The organism is Skermanella rosea, assembly GCF_016806835.2.
GTDB lineage: Bacteria > Pseudomonadota > Alphaproteobacteria > Azospirillales > Azospirillaceae > Skermanella > Skermanella rosea.
Map to the genome: position 1 here is coordinate 5865682 of NZ_CP086111.1, position 15719 is coordinate 5881400.

General features: G+C 63.7%; 18 protein-coding genes and 1 pseudogene. 4 read left to right on the forward strand and 15 right to left on the reverse strand.

Translation table 11 applies throughout. From position 1 onward, the window contains the following. Nucleotides 1–77: 77 nt before the first annotated feature. Nucleotides 78–476: a MerR family transcriptional regulator gene (locus tag JL101_RS27410; protein ID WP_201075808.1), complete on the forward strand. Its 399-nt coding sequence runs from the start codon at nt 78–80 to the stop codon at nt 474–476. 12 nt (nt 477–488) lie between these two features. Here JL101_RS27410 and JL101_RS27415 read toward each other — a convergent pair whose 3' ends face one another. Continuing rightward, the gene (locus JL101_RS27415; protein WP_201075810.1) at nt 489–836 is read right to left on the reverse strand and encodes an ArsR/SmtB family transcription factor; all 348 of its coding nucleotides are present in this window, start codon (nt 834–836) and stop codon (nt 489–491) included. A 134-nt stretch (nt 837–970) separates the two neighbouring features. Here JL101_RS27415 and JL101_RS36990 point away from each other — a divergent pair. Then, nucleotides 971–1456, forward strand: a pseudogene (locus JL101_RS36990) (IS66 family transposase); the annotation flags it as partial. A gap of 91 nt (nt 1457–1547) precedes the next feature. After that, nucleotides 1548–1898 carry an IS66 family transposase gene (locus JL101_RS36615; protein WP_201075812.1) on the forward strand — a complete coding sequence of 117 codons (351 nt, stop codon included), beginning with the start codon at nt 1548–1550 and terminating at the stop codon, nt 1896–1898. A gap of 325 nt (nt 1899–2223) precedes the next feature. Here the strand turns inward: JL101_RS36615 and JL101_RS27430 are convergent, their stop codons facing one another. The 14 genes from JL101_RS27430 to JL101_RS27495 form a co-directional block, all read right to left on the reverse strand. Further along, nucleotides 2224–2463: a c-type cytochrome gene (locus JL101_RS27430; protein ID WP_201075814.1), complete on the reverse strand. Its 240-nt coding sequence runs from the start codon at nt 2461–2463 to the stop codon at nt 2224–2226. 23 nt (nt 2464–2486) lie between these two features. Continuing rightward, a complete protein-coding gene (locus JL101_RS27435; RefSeq protein ID WP_201075816.1) occupies nt 2487–2750 on the reverse strand; it encodes a DUF411 domain-containing protein in 264 nt (87 codons plus the stop codon). Next, complete coding sequence (glgP, locus tag JL101_RS27440; protein ID WP_203098142.1) at nt 2750–4495, reverse strand: alpha-glucan family phosphorylase; 1746 nt, start codon at nt 4493–4495, stop codon at nt 2750–2752. The genes JL101_RS27435 and glgP overlap by 1 nt, the downstream gene beginning before the upstream one ends. Nucleotides 4496–4576: 81 nt before the next feature. Then, nucleotides 4577–6973 (reverse strand): heavy metal translocating P-type ATPase, encoded by a 2397-nt coding sequence (locus JL101_RS27445; RefSeq protein WP_201075818.1) that lies wholly within the window; start codon nt 6971–6973, stop codon nt 4577–4579. 137 nt (nt 6974–7110) lie between these two features. Next, entirely contained in the window at nt 7111–8079 is a 969-nt protein-coding gene (locus JL101_RS27450) for a F510_1955 family glycosylhydrolase (protein WP_203098141.1), read from the reverse strand. Beyond that, on the reverse strand, nt 8076–8552 hold the full coding sequence (locus JL101_RS27455; protein ID WP_203098140.1) for a hypothetical protein: 477 nt from the start codon (nt 8550–8552) through the stop codon (nt 8076–8078). The genes JL101_RS27450 and JL101_RS27455 overlap by 4 nt, the downstream gene beginning before the upstream one ends. A gap of 21 nt (nt 8553–8573) precedes the next feature. After that, nucleotides 8574–9251, reverse strand: a complete 678-nt coding sequence (locus tag JL101_RS27460) for a methyltransferase family protein (protein WP_201075821.1) — start codon at nt 9249–9251, stop codon at nt 8574–8576. After that, on the reverse strand, nt 9248–9538 hold the full coding sequence (locus tag JL101_RS27465; protein ID WP_201075822.1) for a DUF2933 domain-containing protein: 291 nt from the start codon (nt 9536–9538) through the stop codon (nt 9248–9250). Before JL101_RS27465 ends, JL101_RS27460 begins: the two co-directional genes overlap by 4 nt. 19 nt (nt 9539–9557) lie before the next feature. After that, nucleotides 9558–10268 carry a Spy/CpxP family protein refolding chaperone gene (locus JL101_RS27470; RefSeq protein ID WP_203098139.1) on the reverse strand — a complete coding sequence of 237 codons (711 nt, stop codon included), beginning with the start codon at nt 10266–10268 and terminating at the stop codon, nt 9558–9560. 146 nt (nt 10269–10414) lie between these two features. Then, the gene (locus JL101_RS27475; protein WP_201075825.1) at nt 10415–10753 is read right to left on the reverse strand and encodes a hypothetical protein; all 339 of its coding nucleotides are present in this window, start codon (nt 10751–10753) and stop codon (nt 10415–10417) included. A gap of 228 nt (nt 10754–10981) precedes the next feature. Then, on the reverse strand, nt 10982–12106 hold the full coding sequence (locus tag JL101_RS27480; protein WP_228435197.1) for a YVTN family beta-propeller repeat protein: 1125 nt from the start codon (nt 12104–12106) through the stop codon (nt 10982–10984). A 182-nt stretch (nt 12107–12288) separates the two neighbouring features. Continuing rightward, nucleotides 12289–12678, reverse strand: a complete 390-nt coding sequence (locus JL101_RS27485; protein WP_228435198.1) for a hypothetical protein — start codon at nt 12676–12678, stop codon at nt 12289–12291. Nucleotides 12679–12859: 181 nt separating this feature from the next. Beyond that, the gene (locus tag JL101_RS27490; protein ID WP_203098138.1) at nt 12860–14206 is read right to left on the reverse strand and encodes an ATP-binding protein; all 1347 of its coding nucleotides are present in this window, start codon (nt 14204–14206) and stop codon (nt 12860–12862) included. After that, complete coding sequence (locus tag JL101_RS27495; RefSeq protein ID WP_201075831.1) at nt 14206–14931, reverse strand: response regulator; 726 nt, start codon at nt 14929–14931, stop codon at nt 14206–14208. The genes JL101_RS27490 and JL101_RS27495 overlap by 1 nt, the downstream gene beginning before the upstream one ends. A 341-nt stretch (nt 14932–15272) precedes the next feature. On the opposite strand from JL101_RS27495, the gene JL101_RS27500 reads away from it, so the two are divergent. Continuing rightward, nucleotides 15273–15677 carry a four-helix bundle copper-binding protein gene (locus JL101_RS27500; protein ID WP_203098137.1) on the forward strand — a complete coding sequence of 135 codons (405 nt, stop codon included), beginning with the start codon at nt 15273–15275 and terminating at the stop codon, nt 15675–15677. Nucleotides 15678–15719: the final 42 nt, after the last annotated feature.

The following is a 15719-nucleotide window of genomic DNA, read 5'->3' on the forward strand; positions in this document are numbered from 1 at the left end:
ATGCCGCCGCCGCCTGAGTGTGCTAAACATGGACCCTGTAGCAGCTACAGGGTCAAGGGGAGATGTCGGAAAAAATCATGTCGGACGATCACACCATCGGCGCGCTGGGCAAGCTGACCGGCGTGAATATCGAGACCATCCGCTACTATGAGCGGATCGGCCTGCTGCCCGAACCGGCGCGTAATTCGGGCAACTACCGCGTCTACGGCGACACGCACGTCCGGCGGCTGACGTTTATCCGCAAGGCACGCGACCTCGGGTTCCCGATCGAGGCGGTGCGCCGAATGCTGGCCCTGTCGGACCAGCCAGACCGGCCCTGCGGCGAGGTAGACGCCCTGGTCGTCGAGCAGATGCGCGAGGTTGAGCGCAAGATCGCGGATCTGGAGCGGCTCCGGGCGGAACTCGACAGGCTCGCCCACCAGTGCCGCGGCGGGCTGGTTTCGGACTGCCGGATCATCGAGGCGTTGTCACCGTGAGGCGTAAGGCGGCTAACTGGTTGTTTCCCGCTCGCCATAATTACCGCAGACGCGCACGCCGCACGCCGTGTCTGCCAGCAGCTCATCGGCCAAACGCAACAGCTGTTCGATCCGCTCATCGCCGAGTCGGTAATGCACGAACCGACCGCGCGTTTCGGCGCTTACCAGGCCGCACTCGCTCAGGCAACGCAGGTGGTTCGAGACGTTGGGCTGCGAAGGGCCTGTTACTGTCACGATGGCGCTGACATGCAGCGGCCCCTGACGCAGCACCTGGAGGATCGCCAGACGCGATGGATCGGCCAGCCCACGGAACAGCTTGGCCTGGAGTTGAGAGGTGCGGATTACAGTTTCTGACGCCATGCACCTTGTTTAACAGCTCGACATATGGGTCGCCACTGATATGCTTCATCGTATCACCAGCTGCTGATATAACGGGTGTCATGACTGCCACCACCAGCTCCCCACCTGAAACCGTCCGTTACCGCGTCACCGGGATGGATTGCCCATCCTGCGCCGCCAAAATCGAGAAGGAGACTCGGAGGGTCGGCGGGGTGGAGGATGTGAAGGTGTCCATCGCCTCGCAGATCATGACGCTGCGCCTGGTGAATGGCGAGCGGTTGCCGGAAATCGAACGCGCGGTCGCCGGCCTCAGCTACCAACTCGACCGGCTGGACGTCGCCCGCCCCCAGGCGGCAAGGGATGACGATGACGACGAGCTGCCCAAGGACCTCAGCCACATCACACCCGGCCACAAGCAGGCGCTGTGGATCGTTGTGCTGCTCAATGTCGGCTACGGTGCGGGCGCCGTCACCCTCGCGTTCTGCTGGTCACACAGCCGTCGGCAGTTCTTCGAAATTCACCAGTCAAGCCAGTCGCCGATCGCCGGCGAGGTGCTCCGGCGGATAGCTGAGTTGTACCGCATCGAAGATGAGATCCGGGGGCAGCCGCCTGATGTCCGGCGGACGGTTCGTCAGGACAGAAGCAGGCCGAAGGTCGAGGCGCTCAAGGTCTACCTGGAGGAGCAATTGGCACGCGTCTCCGGGACGTTGGGGTGGAGGGCCCCCAACGCCGGTGGCCAAGGCGATCCGCTACATGCTGAGGCACTGGGCCGGCCTGTGCGTCTTCCTGAACGACGGCCGGGTCGAGCTGGACACCAACAGCATCGAGCGCCTGCATCGGATCGTGGCAACGACGCGGAAGAACGCTCTGTTCGCCGGGGCGGACTCCGGCGCCCGATCCTGGGCGATCTTCACCTCGCTGATCCAGAGCGCCAGGATGAACGGCCTCAATCCGTTCGAATACCTGAAGGATGTGCTCGAGCGCATCGTGTCCAGCGACGTCAAGGCCCATCAACTCGACTGTCTGCTACCGTGGACCTGGAAGACTCAGCAGGCCGGTCGCCAGACAGTTCAGGCAGCCTGATACAACTCCCGTTCAGGAAACCATCCCACCAGTGTCGCGCGCGACCATCCTCTCGGCAACGTGGTCAGCAGATGACGCTTACAGAAGATCCGCCTAATGTGGGGCCGGGCCTTGACCTGCTGGCGCCACCTGGGTTTGGAGGCTGCACAACACTCAGGGAGCATGACTTGGAAAAAGGGGCTTGGTGCTTGTGCACCGGGAGTGCGGATGGCCTGAACTTAACTGATTATTGAAGCCGACAAGGAAATCGCTACCTTGAAGTGCATCGGTGGTTGTTAGGAATTGTTGTGAAGGCAAAACCATGCTTTATGATCTCTGCTTCATTCTAACGGGTCCCTTTTTGGTCGTGCGGCGGCGCGGGCATCTTTCCGTCGGGCTTCCTCAACTGCCAGTCCGGCTGACCCTCCAGGTTGGTTCCGTGGCACGACGCGCAATGCTGGACATAGACGGCCTTGCCCAGCGTCACCTGGGCGGCATCGGTCGGATCGGCCCGGTCGCCGCCCGGCATCAGGATCCAGGCCACTGCGCCTCCGGCGACGAGGAGGGCCAGTGCGGCACTCCACATCCATATCACAGATCGATGCCGCGTCATCCGATCACGAACATCTGCGGTTCGCCGCTGTCGCCGAAGGTAGAGGTGACGAGTGGCCTTATCCTTGGTCCTTCCATGCTCGGTGAGCCGGCCGGTATGCCGAGCAGCGAGTTGCCCCAAATGGCAGAGCATTCTGCCAGCAGTCGCTTGACCGCCGAGGCGAAGACGTGGCTCTCGACCACATAGCCGTCAATCAGCATCATGCGGCAGCCAACGAGTTCCATCTGGGCGGCCTGACCGTCACGCGGGTTATCTCTCATTACGGCCTCGCGAAGTAAGCCTGGACGGCGTAGCTCTTCATCATCCGGTGGCTGTTGAAATAGCTTCCGATCTTGGACAGGGATTGTTTCATCATCCAAACCCACCGATCCCTGTCGCCGTAATAGAGGGGAAGCACGGTGCGCTCCAGCTTGACGTAAAGCTCCTCGGCGTCGTCACCTGCCGTGCCGAGCGCGGTGTCGCCGATCGCCCAGCCGGTCACACCCTCGATGCACGCTTCCAGCCACCAGCCGTCGAGCGTACTAAGGCACAGGACACCGTTCAACGCTGCTTTCATGCCGCTGGTCCCGGACGCCTCGAGGGGCGGCAGCGGGGTGTTCAGCCAGATGTCCGAGCCGGAAACCAGGGCGTGGGCGAACTCCATGTCGTAGCCGGGAACAAACGTCATCGGGATGTCGCCTGCTAGGTCGCGGATGTGGCCGTGGATCTCCTGGATCAGCTGCTTTCCCGGTTCGTCCCGCGGGTGCGCCTTTCCCGCCATGACCAGCTGGAATGGGAACAAACGACTGATCGAACGCAGACGCTCAAGGTCAGCGAACAGGAGATCCGGACGCTTGTAGGCGGTCATGCGCCTGGCGAAACCGATCAGGGGCCGCTCGGGCGTCATCGCCACTCCTGTTCTACGTTGTATCTCTTCAAGGAGGGCGTGCTTGGCCTCCTGATGCGCGGCGCAGACCTCGGTATTCGGCAACTGGTCCGCCCGGACAAGGAGCTCTGGTTCGAGGCCCCAGCCCGGCACGGCTCCATCGAGAAGACGGGCAAGGCCAGGGTGAACCCAGGTGGCGGGGTGAACTCCGTTCGTGACGGCCGAAATCCGATAGCCTGGGAACAGGTGTCTCGTCGTTTCCGCATGTCGTCGCGCGACGCCGTTGACGTAGCCGCTCAGGTTCAGAGCCAGCCTGGTCATGTTCAGGAGGTCCGGACCGCCCAGCAGCCGCAGCTGATCGATGCGGATGAAGTCGCCAAGGACACGTTTGACGTCCTCGTAGTCGAACCGGTCGTGTCCGGCCTCGACGGGCGTGTGGGTAGTGAACGCGCATCGTGCCCGTACATGGGCGACATCGAACAGGCACTGCGCACACAGGTCCTGGTCGAAGGGTGCGTCGGATGGGCAATCGTCCGGCCGCTCATTGGCGACGGGATTGGGGGTCCTTCGAAGAAGCTCGACGGCCAGGAGCGCTGCATGGCCCTCATTGAGGTGGTAGAACTCAATCTCGAAGCCCAGGGCGCGCAGCATGCGAGCGGCGCCGATGCCCAGGACCGTCTCCTGCCTCAGCCTGTGGACGGCATCACCGCCGTACAACCTATCGGTGATCCGGCGGTCATCGGCGTTGTTTTGATCGACATCGGTGTCCAGCAGGATAACTGGGACATCGCCCCCCAGGGGGCTTTCGACGACATGGAGCCAGGCGCGGGTCCAAACCGGCCGACCCTCGATCTCGACTGCAATCATCGCATCGAGCGGGACCGCCCAGTCTGCTGGAATCCATGGGTCCGGATGATCGACCTGCCGACCGTCCGGAGCGATCTCCTGCCGGAGATAGCCCTCTCTGCTCACCAGGGTAACGAGAACCACGGGCAATTCGAGGTCCGCGCACGAACGCGCCACATCCCCGGCCAGGATGCCCAGGCCGCCGCTGTAGGTGTGGATCTCAGGCTTGATCGCGATTTCCATGGAAATATAGGCAATCCGGGAACGTTCGATGAAGGGATCCAGGCCAGTCATTGCTTTTCTCTCTTACAGAAGCGACGTGGACGACCGACACCCAGCCGGATCAGGCGGAGAACCGATCGCCCGGTCAGGGGTCTAGAGCTTGACCGTTCGCAGGCGCAGCGCGTTGCCCACCACGGATACCGAACTCAGGGCCATGGCCGCGGCCGCGATGATGGGCGACAGGGTCCACCCGAACAGCGGATAGAAGACGCCCGCGGCGACCGGCACGCCGAGCGCGTTGTAGACGAACGCCAGGAACAGGTTCTGACGGATGTTGCGCATCGTCGCCCGGCTCAGGACCCGCGCGCGGGCGATGCCGGCGAGATCGCCCTTGACCAGGGTGACGCCAGCACTCTGGATCGCGACCTCGGTGCCGGTGCCCATCGCGACGCCGATGTCCGCTTCCGCCAGCGCCGGGGCGTCGTTGACGCCGTCGCCCGCCATCGCCACCACGCGGCCCTGTGCTTTCAGGCGCTTGACGACCTGGTTTTTGTCCTCGGGCAGAACTTCGGCCTCGACGTCATCAATGCCGAGCTTGCGGGCCACCGCCTCGGCGGTGGTCCGGTTGTCGCCGGTCAGCATCACGATCCGGACGCCGTCGGCCCGCAGCGTCTCCAGCGCGTGCGGCGTGCTCGCCTTGATCGGATCCGCGACCGCGATCACGCCGCCGGGCCTGCCGTCGATCGCGGCGAACAGGGCCGTGGCGCCCTCGCGCCGGAGGTCGTCGGCGCGCGCCTCCAGATCACCGAGGGTGATGCCCTGGTCCTGCATCATCCTCGCGTTGCCGAGGGCCACCGTTCGCCCGCCAACCTTGCCGACCACACCCTTGCCGGTGACGGAGTCGAAATCGACGACATCCTCCACTGGCACGCCCCGCTCCTTGGCGGAGGCGACGATGGCCGCGGCCAGGGGGTGTTCGCTGGACCGTTCCAGGCTGGCCGCCAGCGACAGGACGGTTGCCTCGTCCATGCCCGGGGCGGCGACCACCGCCGTCACCCGGGGCTTGCCCTCGGTCAGCGTGCCGGTCTTATCGACGACCAGCGTGTCCACCTTCTCGAACCGCTCCAGCGCCTCGGCGTTCTTGATCAGCACGCCCGCGGTGGCGCCTTTCCCGACGCCGACCATGATCGACATGGGCGTGGCGAGACCGAGCGCGCAGGGGCAGGCGATGATCAGGACCGACACGGCCGCGATCAGTCCGTAGGCGAAGGCGGGAGTCGGTCCCCAGATCGCCCAGGCAATGAAGGACAGGATTGCGATCACGACGACCGTCGGGACGAACCATCCGGAAACCACGTCGGCGAGCCGCTGGATTGGCGCCCGGCTACGCTGGGCCTCGGCGACCATGGTCACGATCCGGGACAGCATGGTGTCCGCACCGACCTTGTCGGCGCGCATCACCAGGGATCCTGTCTGGTTCACCGTGCCGCCGATCACCTTGGAGCCGGGTTCTTTTGCTACCGCCATGGACTCGCCGGTCACCATGGATTCGTCCACGGCGCTGCGACCCTCCAGCACCTCGCCATCGACGGGCACGCCCTCTCCGGGGCGGACCCGCAGCCGATCACCGACATGAACGACCTCGAGCGGCACCTCCTCGTCCTCGCCGTCTACTCGGATGCGGCGCGCTGCCTTCGGCGCCAGGTTCAGCAAGGCTTTGATGGCGCCACCAGTCTGCTCGCGCGCCCGGAGTTCCAGAACCTGCCCGAGTAGCACCAGCACGGTAATCACGGCTGCCGCCTCATAGTAGACTGATACCAGACCCTCAGCACTGCGGAAACCTGCCGGGAAGATGCCGGGCAAAAAGGTCGCGACGAGGCTGAACAGGTAGGCGACGCCCACGCCCAGAGCTATCAGGCTGAACATGTTCAGGCTGCGGTTCACGAACGACCGCCACCCCCGCTCCAGCAGCGGCCAGCCGGACCACAGGACCACCGGCGTTGCCAGCAGGAACTGCAGCCATAGGGATGTCTGAGGGGAGATCAGGGCGTGGAGCCCGAGACCCGGCAGATGGGCGCCCAGCTCCAGAAGGACCAGCGGCACTGTCAGGGCGGCTCCGATCCAGAACCGCCGGGTCATGTCCACGAGTTCGGGATTAGGTTCACCCTCGACGCCGCCCGTGACGGGCTCCAGGGCCATGCCGCAGATCGGGCAATTGCCCGGTCCTTCCTGGCGGATCTCCGGGTGCATCGGACAGGTGTAGATAACCCCCGGCTTCGGTGCGGGATGACCCGCCTGCTCCGCTGCGGCCGGTTTGGCCGCTGGTTTCAGGTACTGCTCCGGATCAGCGGCGAACTTGTCGCGGCATCGTGCGGAGCAGAAGTGGAAGATCTCATTCCCGTGCCGCGCGTGATACTCTGTTTGTTCGGGATCCACCGTCATGCCGCAGACGGGGTCCTTCACCGTCGCCCGGTTCACGTGACCGGCTTGATGCCCGGTATGATGATGATCATGGTCATGATGTTCATGGCCTCGATGCAGGTCGGTCATTGCCGCTCCTTATCAGATGCTTGATGCCGGCGGCCTGGGCTGGATACTCCCCTCTCGGGCCGTCGAACACTTGCTCTAGCCTCCACCTTCCAACGATTGGAAGGTCAACAGGATTTGCGGGGACGATTTGATCGACGTCAGGACTGCAGCGGCTTCCATGTTTTGCCGCCGTCCCGACTGGCCAGGATGACGTTCTTGTCGGTCACCGCGTAGAGCCTCTCGGGATCGGTAGGATCGGCCGCGAAGTGCAGCAGGACGGATTCGCCGAAACCGCTTCCGACCGTCTGCCAAGCCAAACTCGGCTCGGTGGTCCTGAGCAGGCCGATACCGACCTGGAATGCATAGACCGTGCCGTTCACGGTCGTCGCGACCATGGTCGCCGGTCGCTGGACCAGGGAGGCGGCTTGCCAGGTCCTGCCCGCATCACGGCTGATCATCAGGCCGCTGCGGGTGGCGGCGTAGACTGTATTCGGGTCCTTCCCGGATGCCGCGAGGTCGAATATGTCAGCGGGTGGCTTGCCCGCCATCTCCCAGATCTTTCCGCCGTCCCGACTGACCTGGACGCTCCCATAGTGGCCGTACAGGATGTTCGGGTCGGCTGCGCTGACATCCATGGAATGGAAGTCAACAGGGCCATTAACGCCTGCGGAAACCTGCCTCCAGGTCCTCGCGCCATCGCTTGAGGACAGAACGCCCAGGTTGCCGCCCCGTTCGGGATGGCCGCTGGCGAAGAACGATCCGGGCCGGGCCGGGTTGGGCGTGAAGCCCATGTAGTCGTTCCGATTGTCGGATACCCGGGTCGCCGTGCCATCCGGGTTGGTCACCCAGACGCCATGGTGGGAGGCGAGATACAGTCGTGACGGATCCGTTGCATCGACGGCGATCCCATGCAGGTGGGAAACCTCCGACAGCCTCACCGTCTCGGCGGCCCGCACCGGCCCGGCGAGAGCGGCACCGAGGAGCAGGGTCCCGGTTGCCGCGGCCAAAGCCCTGACAAACAGCCTGCGCTGCACATCATTCATAGTCGATTTCCTTGTTTGTTTCGGGCCGCGTATCCGTCCCAGCGGTTCCCTTGCGTACAGCTTCGTACCGTCACGATGGGTCATGTCCGGATCCCTGCGGGATGACCAGGCTTCAGGACGCTCCGTCGGATATGCCAGAAGCCGAGTCCGGGAATGACCAGCCACTGGGCGAGTGGCGTCAGGCCGGTTCCCAACCAGGGCAGTGTCGGCATCAGGTCCGAGTAGGACCAGGATCGGCGGATCTCGATGTTGAGCCACTCACTGAATACGGTGTAGCCGAGGCCCAGGATGACCGTCATGGCCGCGACGGGCAGAAAACCCTCGCGCGGCCAGGCCGGTCGTCCGCCGATCAGGAGCGCCAGCATCAGCGACATGGTTGCGATCAGTATGTCCCCGCCCGTGCAGTGGACGGCGGCGAAGACGATTTCTGCCGCCGTGCCGGTCTGCCAGAGCGTGTAGAGCGGCATGTGAGCGAACTCCCAAATGAGACTGCCCAGGGCGATCACCACCAGGTATCGGCGGATCGCCGAAAGCCAGTCATCCGGAGGCATCCACATGACGTTCATTTGCCGAAATCCCTAGGCACCCGCAGCCCCGCCCTGTCTCGGTCCAGCGGCATTCCGACCGCCGAGGCGTGGAAACCAGGCGGTGGTGACGGCGGCGTAACGCCCGTATTCGGCTCCGAACGTCCGGGCGGCTTCGCGCTCCTCGGATCGGGCCAGACGCACGTACATGAGAACGAGCAGCGGGAACATCGCGAGCGTCAGGATGGTCGGCCACTGGAGCAGGAAGCCGAACAGAATGGCGATGAAGGCGATGTACTGGGGGTGCCGAACATAGGCATAGGCGCCCGTCGTGGCGAGCCGGCGGTGTCGCTGCGCCTCGAAGAGCACCTTCCAGGCCGCCGAGAGCAGGATGAAGCCGCCCAGGATCACCAGGTTGCTGAAGACGTGGAGGACGTTGAAGTGCGGATTGCCCTTCAGGCCGAAGATCGTTGACCAGAGGTGACCGGCATCGTGCGACAGCAGGTCCAGACCCGGATAACGGGTCTGAAGCCAGCCCGAGAGTAGGTAGATGGTCAGCGGGAAGCCGTACATCTCGGTGAACAGGGCGACGATGAAGGCACTGAAGGCCCCGAAGGAGCGCCAGTCCCGCGGCGATTGCGGCTTGCCGAAACTAAAGGCGAAGATGATGAAAATGGCCGAGTTTAGGATGACCAGCATCCACAGTCCGTAGGCCGGGGCATCGTGGGTCATGGCGAGCCTCTCTCGTTCAGGTCGGCGTCATCACTCCGGCTGGCGCGGTCGCCGTGTCCATGCCCGCCATGCCCACCGTGCCCGCCATGCATGAACAGGTGCATCAGCGGGCAGGCCGCCAGAAGCAGCCACGGCAGCGCGCCGAAAACGTGAGCCGTGTGCTCTGTCAGCAGGAAGAAAGCCGCCACCGCCAGAAAGCCGAGCAGAACGACGCCGCTCCTCGAGCGCCACCATGAGCTTTCCGGCCGATGCGTCTCGGCATTCCGATTGGCGTAATCGTGCGTCATGATTGCCTCCCTTGGCTGGTCACATCGTTCCCATGGGGCCGGACAGGAGTTGGTCGGCGATCTTTCGCTGCTCATCGGTCAGCGCGGCATAGAGGGGCTTGGCAGCAACCGCCAAATCGTTGAGGCTGTTCAGTCGGGCTGAAAGTGCCTTCTGCTGGAAGGCAAGGCGCTCCGGCCATGAGGATGGCATGCCGCCTTTTGTCATCTGTTCATGCATCGACTGGTGAGTCCTGGCGCTCTCCCGCAGGATGTTCGCGAAGGCCTCCCACTGTGGTTTCTGAGCGTCCGTGATCCTGAGTTCCGTCTTCAGGAAAGCGATCCGGCCCTCGACATGCTCGAAGGGCATGCCTATGCCGTCCTGCCGGCCCATCATCATTTGGCGCATCATGGGCATCATCTGCCCCATGTTTCCCATCATTCCCATGTCGCCCATCATTCCCATGTTTCCCATCATTCCCATGTCGCCCATCATTCCCATGTCGCCCATCATGTTGGTCTGGCCGCGCGGCTGCTGAGTGCCTGGTTGGACGACCATGCCGCTGCCCATGCCTTGGCCGGTCCCGGGGGCGTTGCCGGCCTGACCCGCATTCGGCACTTCCCGGGGCTGTGCTGCGCCAGTGCCGTCGGGATGGTGGGAGGTATGGTCCTGATCGATGGTTTGTGCCTGGGCAGCCGCCATCATGGCGACCAGCGCGAAAACCGGCAGCATTGTACGGGTGAGAGACAACATCGTGTCCTCCATCTGTCATCTGGGTCGAGGCTGCCCCGAACGAACTCCACACGGAGCGCCCGGGAGACGAGTTGCAGCCACATGGACCGGGTCCGATATCCTTGACCAAACCGAAATTCAGGTTGGGCGCGGACGGACTCGTGGCGTCAGATGATCAGACGTGGAGGACGCTGGGCGGGAGAGCTGCCGATGCCCTCGGGTATCATGGGTGCGGGGAGATGGTTGGCCATAACCAAGCGCGGGACACTTACCGCGACAGCGTCCGTGATCAGGCCGCCGTGCATGGTGGCGCACTGCGCCACGCTACAGCAGACGCCGCCCTCGGGGAGGCCCTCATCGGCACAAGGAGCCTGGTCGCGGTCACGGGTGGCAGTCGTTTCGTCGATCGTCACAGCCGCCGCGTGCTCGTGCGGGGCCGCGGACCGGTCGTAAGGCACCAGGATGGCGTGGCTCGGGGCGGCGTAGACGAGCAGCGTCGCCAGCATAAGCAGGCACACCATCGCCGTCCTGAACGTCGCCCACGATCCACGCCACATGGCGATTACTTTCATTCCCACTCTGGTGAAGGTGCCGCAGGTTCAGGCACCAGCCGCTCCGGCAGGTTAAGACGATGAACCGGCACATGCAATATTACGGCGTTCCGGGACAACCGCATTGATCGAGATCAAGAAAGCGGTTGAGGGTGCAGCTTGCGCTTGAACCAGCCCGACTACTCACCTCGGCATCGACCGGTATGTTACGCCGTTGGGACCACGCCCCACCGCGAAGGTTGTCAGGACCCGCCGTGTCGCGGTGTCGATTACAGAGACGGTGCTGTCCACGATATTGGTGACGAGGACGACGGCTCCGTCATCGCTCAGGCTGACACCATGCGCTCCTTTTCCAGTGCGAATAGTATCGATGACGCGACCGGCGGCCACGCTGATCACTGAGACGGTGTCGGCCGGTTCGGCGTCCGTGCCCTGGTTGGCGGCGTAGACAAAGCGCCCATCCGGTGTGGCGTGGACCTGGATCGGGTTCCGCCCGACTTCGATCGTTCCGATCAGGGTCCGCGAGGCGGTGTCAACCACGGCGACACGGTTTTCATCGCGCAGCGAGACGTAAACACGGCCGCCGTTCGGGGTGAAACCGACCTGAACCGGCGTGGTGCCGACCGGGATCCGCGCCACTTCCGTGAGCGAATTGGTATCAATGACGGACAGGCTGCCGTCCTGAACGTTGGCGACGTAGACCTCGCGCCCGTTCGGGCTTATCCGAAGTCCATGCGGATAGCGACCGGTAGCGATCGTCTTGACCACCGACATCCGCGCCAGATCCACCACACTGACGGTGTTGTCGCCAGCGTTGGTCACGAATGCCCGCCGACCGTCCGGCCCAGGGACGACATGGGCCGGATGGGCGCCGACACTGATCTCCCCGACGGGACCTTTGGCTAGGAACGCCGCATCGAAGACCAGCAGCCGTCCCTTGGTCTCACCCGCATCATGTGTGGCTCCGCCATGGCTGTGTCCGTGACCGTCGGTGACCGGGGCGCCGACCGCCAGAAGCCGGGTGCCGTCTGTCGTGATTTGGACGTTATGCGGCGAGATCGGGATCGGAGTCGTCGTAACCCGGGTGGTGGCGAGATCGATCGCGCTGATGGAATTGCCATGCTCATCGGCGGTGTAAACGAAGCCTCCTTCAATCACCATGGGAGTTTGTGCGTGGGCTGTGCCGACGGCAAGCGTCGCCACGACTGCCGCGACAAGCGGCAGCAGGGACAGTCGCCTGACTTCGTGGTCGCGGCCGGGAAGCGTCCCTTTCGAGTTGCGAGAAAATTGCGGAAAGTTGATGCTCATGATCATCCTGTTCACGTTCGCTCAGGCCCGATACTCGATGGTTGTCATCATACCGGTAGCCATGTGGTGGTGATCCCGAACGGCTCCCTGCGGAGATGCCGGGGACTTAAAGGCTATGGCCACGGGTGGCTGGGTCCGACGTCCGTTGCCGAACCTTGGCGCGGGCGGACTCACTCGTGGCGTCAGATGATCCGGCGGGGAGGGCGCAGGGCGGGAGGGCTGCCGACGCCCTCGGACATGGCGGGAGCGGGCAGATTGCTGGACAGGTCAAGGTCCGGGATGAGCGTCTCGACAGCACCCGCGGTCAGACCAGCGTGCATGGTGGCGCACTGCGCCACGCTACAGCAGACGCCGTCGTCGAGGCGGTCCTCATCAGTGCAAGGGGCCTGGTCGTGGTCAAGGACGGCAGTGGTTTCGTTGGCCGTCGCGGTCACCGCGTGCTCGTGCGGGGCCACGGACCGGGCATGAGACATCAGGCTGGCGTGGCTCGGGGCGGCGTAGACGAGCAGCGTCGCCAGCATCAGCAGGCTCGCCATCCCCGTCCTGAACGTCACCCACGACCCGCGCCACATGTCGATTACTTTCAGTCCCACTATGGTGATGATGCCATTGAGCAGACACCAACCGCTCCGTCAGGCTGATGCGACGGGTTGGCATCGACACCATGATGGAGGTTTGGAACAGCCGCCTTGATCATGATCAAGGAAGCCGTACAGGCTGCATCCTGCTCTCGAGGCCCTGCCTCCGGGACAGTCAGGAGACCCATGGGAGCGTAATCAAGGCGCGCAGCCCGCCGGACGGGCGGTTCTCCAGGACCAGATCGCCGCCATGCCCCCTGATGACCGACCGGGCCACCGTCAAGCCGAGACCGAAGCCGCCGGTTTCCCTGTTGCGGGACTCCTCAAGACGGTAGAACGGGTTGAACACCGTTTCCAGTTCGCTGTCGGGGATGCCCGGACCCTCGTCGTCGATCGAGATCACCAGACGGTCCGGCAGAGTCTCCAGGATCACAGTGGCGGAGGCGCCATACTTGACCGCGTTCCCGGCCAGGTTCGCCAAGGCGCGCTTCAGGCCGATCGGACGGCATCTCATCGTTGCCCCGGTGGGACCCCGGAAACACGCCGGACGCCCCGCATCGGACAAGTCGTCACAGATGGTCGCCAGCAGCGCGCTGATATCGACCACCTTGGTGTCCTCCCGTCCTCCATCGTCCCTGAGAAATGACAGCGTGGCGGACACCATGGCCTCCATTTCGTCCAGCTGGGCCACGATGCGGTCACGCTCTTCGCCCTCTTCGATGAATTCCGCGCGCAGCCGGATGGTCGTGATGGGAGAGCGAAGATCGTGAGAGATGGCGGCAAGCATCTGTGTCCGATCCGTTACCAGGGTGCGGATCCTGCCCTGCATCTCGTTGAACGCCATGGCAGCCTCCCGCACCTCTTCCGGCCCATGAACCGGCAGGGGCGGCGCTGTCACATCAACCCCGAGCCGCCGCGCCGCGCGGGCGATGCTCCTGAACTCGGCGGTGCAGACGCGGACCAGATAGATGGAGACGGCCAGGATGGCGAGCGACATCAACGTGGTCGGAACGATGAAGTGCCGGTCCTGCCTGTCCAGGGTGCTCAGTGCCGTCGCCCGAGCGTTGATCCAGCTTCCGTCGGGCAGCCTTGTCGATACCAGCAGAACATGGTCGGCGCCGTGTCCCTCCGCCGCGTAGGCGACGCGCAGGCCGTTGCCGTGGATCCCGGGAACCAGCTGCTGCAGGCGTCGCACCAGCATGTCGAGTCGGTCGTCTCGGGCGGACGCCTCCTCGACCAACGGAATGGCGCTCCAATGGGTGGTGAGGCCGCGGCCGGACAGGGAATGCGCGGCACTCTCGCGCTCCTCGGGCGGCAGGGCCATGACGGCTTGTTTGACCGCAGCAATCCGCTCGGCCGCGACCCGCTCATCAGCCAGGTCTGCCTGATACGACAGGTAGGATTGGTACCAGACCATGCTGAGCAGGTGCGACAGAGCCAGTGCTACCAGCAGGATCGCCACGGCACGGCCGACGATAGTGTTTGGCGCCATCAATTGCAGAGCCGCCACCACCCTCGCCATCAAGCTCGCTCGACATCCGCGGTGAGAACATAGCCGGACCCCCGTATCGTCTTGATGAGTGGCCTGGAAGATGTGTCGTCACCCATCTTATGCCTGAGACGGCTGACCTGGACATCGACGCTCCTGCCGTAGCCGTGGATGCGGTTTCGCGCGAGTTCCAGCAACTGGTCGCGGCTCAGCACCTGGCCGGGCCGCTCCAGAAAAGCGAGAAGCAGGTCGTACTCGGCGCCCGTGAGGGTGACCAGGGCTCCGGGCGGGGATGTCAGCTCCCGCCGGACGAGGTCCAGAGCCCATCCGGAAAAACGGTACTCATGCGGTGCCTTGACGATGTCGGAGTGAGAGCTGGCCGTGCGGCGAAGAACGGCCCTGATGCGGGCGAGGAGTTCTCGGGGGTTGAACGGCTTCGGGAGGTAGTCGTCGGCTCCCACCTCCAGGCCGACGATCCGGTCAGTTTCCTCGCTCATCGCCGTCAGCATGATGATGGGGATGTCGGGGTTCCCGGCCTCGGGCGATCGAAGTTCGCGGCAGAGCTTGAGCCCGTCGTCCCCGGGCAGCATCAGATCGAGGACGATGAGGTCGAAACGGGCGGCCTCGAGGGCCCGCCGCATCTCGGCTCCGTCCCGACAGGCGGTCGATCGGAATCCATGTCGCTCCAGGAAGCGGCCGAGCAGATCCCGGATTTCCTGATGGTCGTCAACAATAAGGATGTGGGCTGCGGTTTCCATGACATCTAGATAACACCTAGATGGGTGCTCTGATGCAGGCTCTTCTGCTTCAAAGAGTTTCTGTTTGTTACGAAGTGTTACAAGTGAGCCTGGGCGCGAAACGGCTAGACGATGTGGAATGTTTGAAGGGCACCAACCGGATGAGGAAGCCGTCATGAACATGGCCACGTGCTCAGACATTCTTGAAGGAGTTATCTGAACGAGATCATGTCCTTACTGAAAGCATCTTCTGTTTCGGACGCTGGAACGATATACGCGCTAGATCGCACCTCTATTACGGCTGGAAAGAAGAGGCGCTATGTTGGGTCAAGCCTTTACGTCAAACATTGGGAGAACATGAGATGCTAGCTCGCGAGATGATCGGAACACACCCTGAAGTAAAGGGGAACATCAATGATGCCCTGATCCGCTGCATCGAGGAGTGTTACTCCTGCGCCCAGACCTGCATCTCGTGCGCGGATGCCTGCCTCGCTGAAGACATGGTCAAGGAGCTTCGCCAGTGCATTCGGCTCAACCTTGACTGTGCGGACATCTGTGCTGCCACTGGATCGGTTGCGACTCGCCGTACGGGGTCGAATGAAGAACTGATCCGCTTGACGCTGCAAGCCTGCGCGGCCGCTTGCCGTATCTGTGGTGCTGAATGCGACAGCCATGCATCGATGCACGAGCATTGCCGGATCTGCGCGGAATCCTGCCGACGCTGTGAGCAGGCTTGTCAGTCAGCACTTCAGAGCATGGCCGCCTGATCGACTTGAGCGACCTCGTGGGGCCGTTCTCTGCGGGTTGCT

What these genes read in the sequence shown, in the direction of transcription:
- JL101_RS27410 (WP_201075808.1), top strand. Translation starts at nt 78, where the DNA reads ATGTCGGACGATCACACCATCGGCGCGCTGGGCAAGCTGACCGGCGTG.
- JL101_RS27415 (WP_201075810.1), bottom strand. Translation starts at nt 836, where the DNA reads ATGGCGTCAGAAACTGTAATCCGCACCTCTCAACTCCAGGCCAAGCTG.
- JL101_RS27430 (WP_201075814.1), bottom strand. Translation starts at nt 2,463, where the DNA reads ATGTGGAGTGCCGCACTGGCCCTCCTCGTCGCCGGAGGCGCAGTGGCC.
- JL101_RS27435 (WP_201075816.1), bottom strand. Translation starts at nt 2,750, where the DNA reads ATGAGAGATAACCCGCGTGACGGTCAGGCCGCCCAGATGGAACTCGTT.
- glgP (WP_203098142.1), bottom strand. Translation starts at nt 4,495, where the DNA reads ATGACTGGCCTGGATCCCTTCATCGAACGTTCCCGGATTGCCTATATT.
- JL101_RS27445 (WP_201075818.1), bottom strand. Translation starts at nt 6,973, where the DNA reads ATGACCGACCTGCATCGAGGCCATGAACATCATGACCATGATCATCAT.
- JL101_RS27450 (WP_203098141.1), bottom strand. Translation starts at nt 8,079, where the DNA reads ATGACCCATCGTGACGGTACGAAGCTGTACGCAAGGGAACCGCTGGGA.
- JL101_RS27455 (WP_203098140.1), bottom strand. Translation starts at nt 8,552, where the DNA reads ATGTGGATGCCTCCGGATGACTGGCTTTCGGCGATCCGCCGATACCTG.
- JL101_RS27460 (WP_201075821.1), bottom strand. Translation starts at nt 9,251, where the DNA reads ATGACCCACGATGCCCCGGCCTACGGACTGTGGATGCTGGTCATCCTA.
- JL101_RS27465 (WP_201075822.1), bottom strand. Translation starts at nt 9,538, where the DNA reads ATGACGCACGATTACGCCAATCGGAATGCCGAGACGCATCGGCCGGAA.
- JL101_RS27470 (WP_203098139.1), bottom strand. Translation starts at nt 10,268, where the DNA reads ATGTTGTCTCTCACCCGTACAATGCTGCCGGTTTTCGCGCTGGTCGCC.
- JL101_RS27475 (WP_201075825.1), bottom strand. Translation starts at nt 10,753, where the DNA reads ATGCTGGCGACGCTGCTCGTCTACGCCGCCCCGAGCCACGCCATCCTG.
- JL101_RS27480 (WP_228435197.1), bottom strand. Translation starts at nt 12,106, where the DNA reads ATGAGCATCAACTTTCCGCAATTTTCTCGCAACTCGAAAGGGACGCTT.
- JL101_RS27485 (WP_228435198.1), bottom strand. Translation starts at nt 12,678, where the DNA reads ATGTGGCGCGGGTCGTGGGTGACGTTCAGGACGGGGATGGCGAGCCTG.
- JL101_RS27490 (WP_203098138.1), bottom strand. Translation starts at nt 14,206, where the DNA reads ATGGCGAGGGTGGTGGCGGCTCTGCAATTGATGGCGCCAAACACTATC.
- JL101_RS27495 (WP_201075831.1), bottom strand. Translation starts at nt 14,931, where the DNA reads ATGGAAACCGCAGCCCACATCCTTATTGTTGACGACCATCAGGAAATC.
- JL101_RS27500 (WP_203098137.1), top strand. Translation starts at nt 15,273, where the DNA reads ATGCTAGCTCGCGAGATGATCGGAACACACCCTGAAGTAAAGGGGAAC.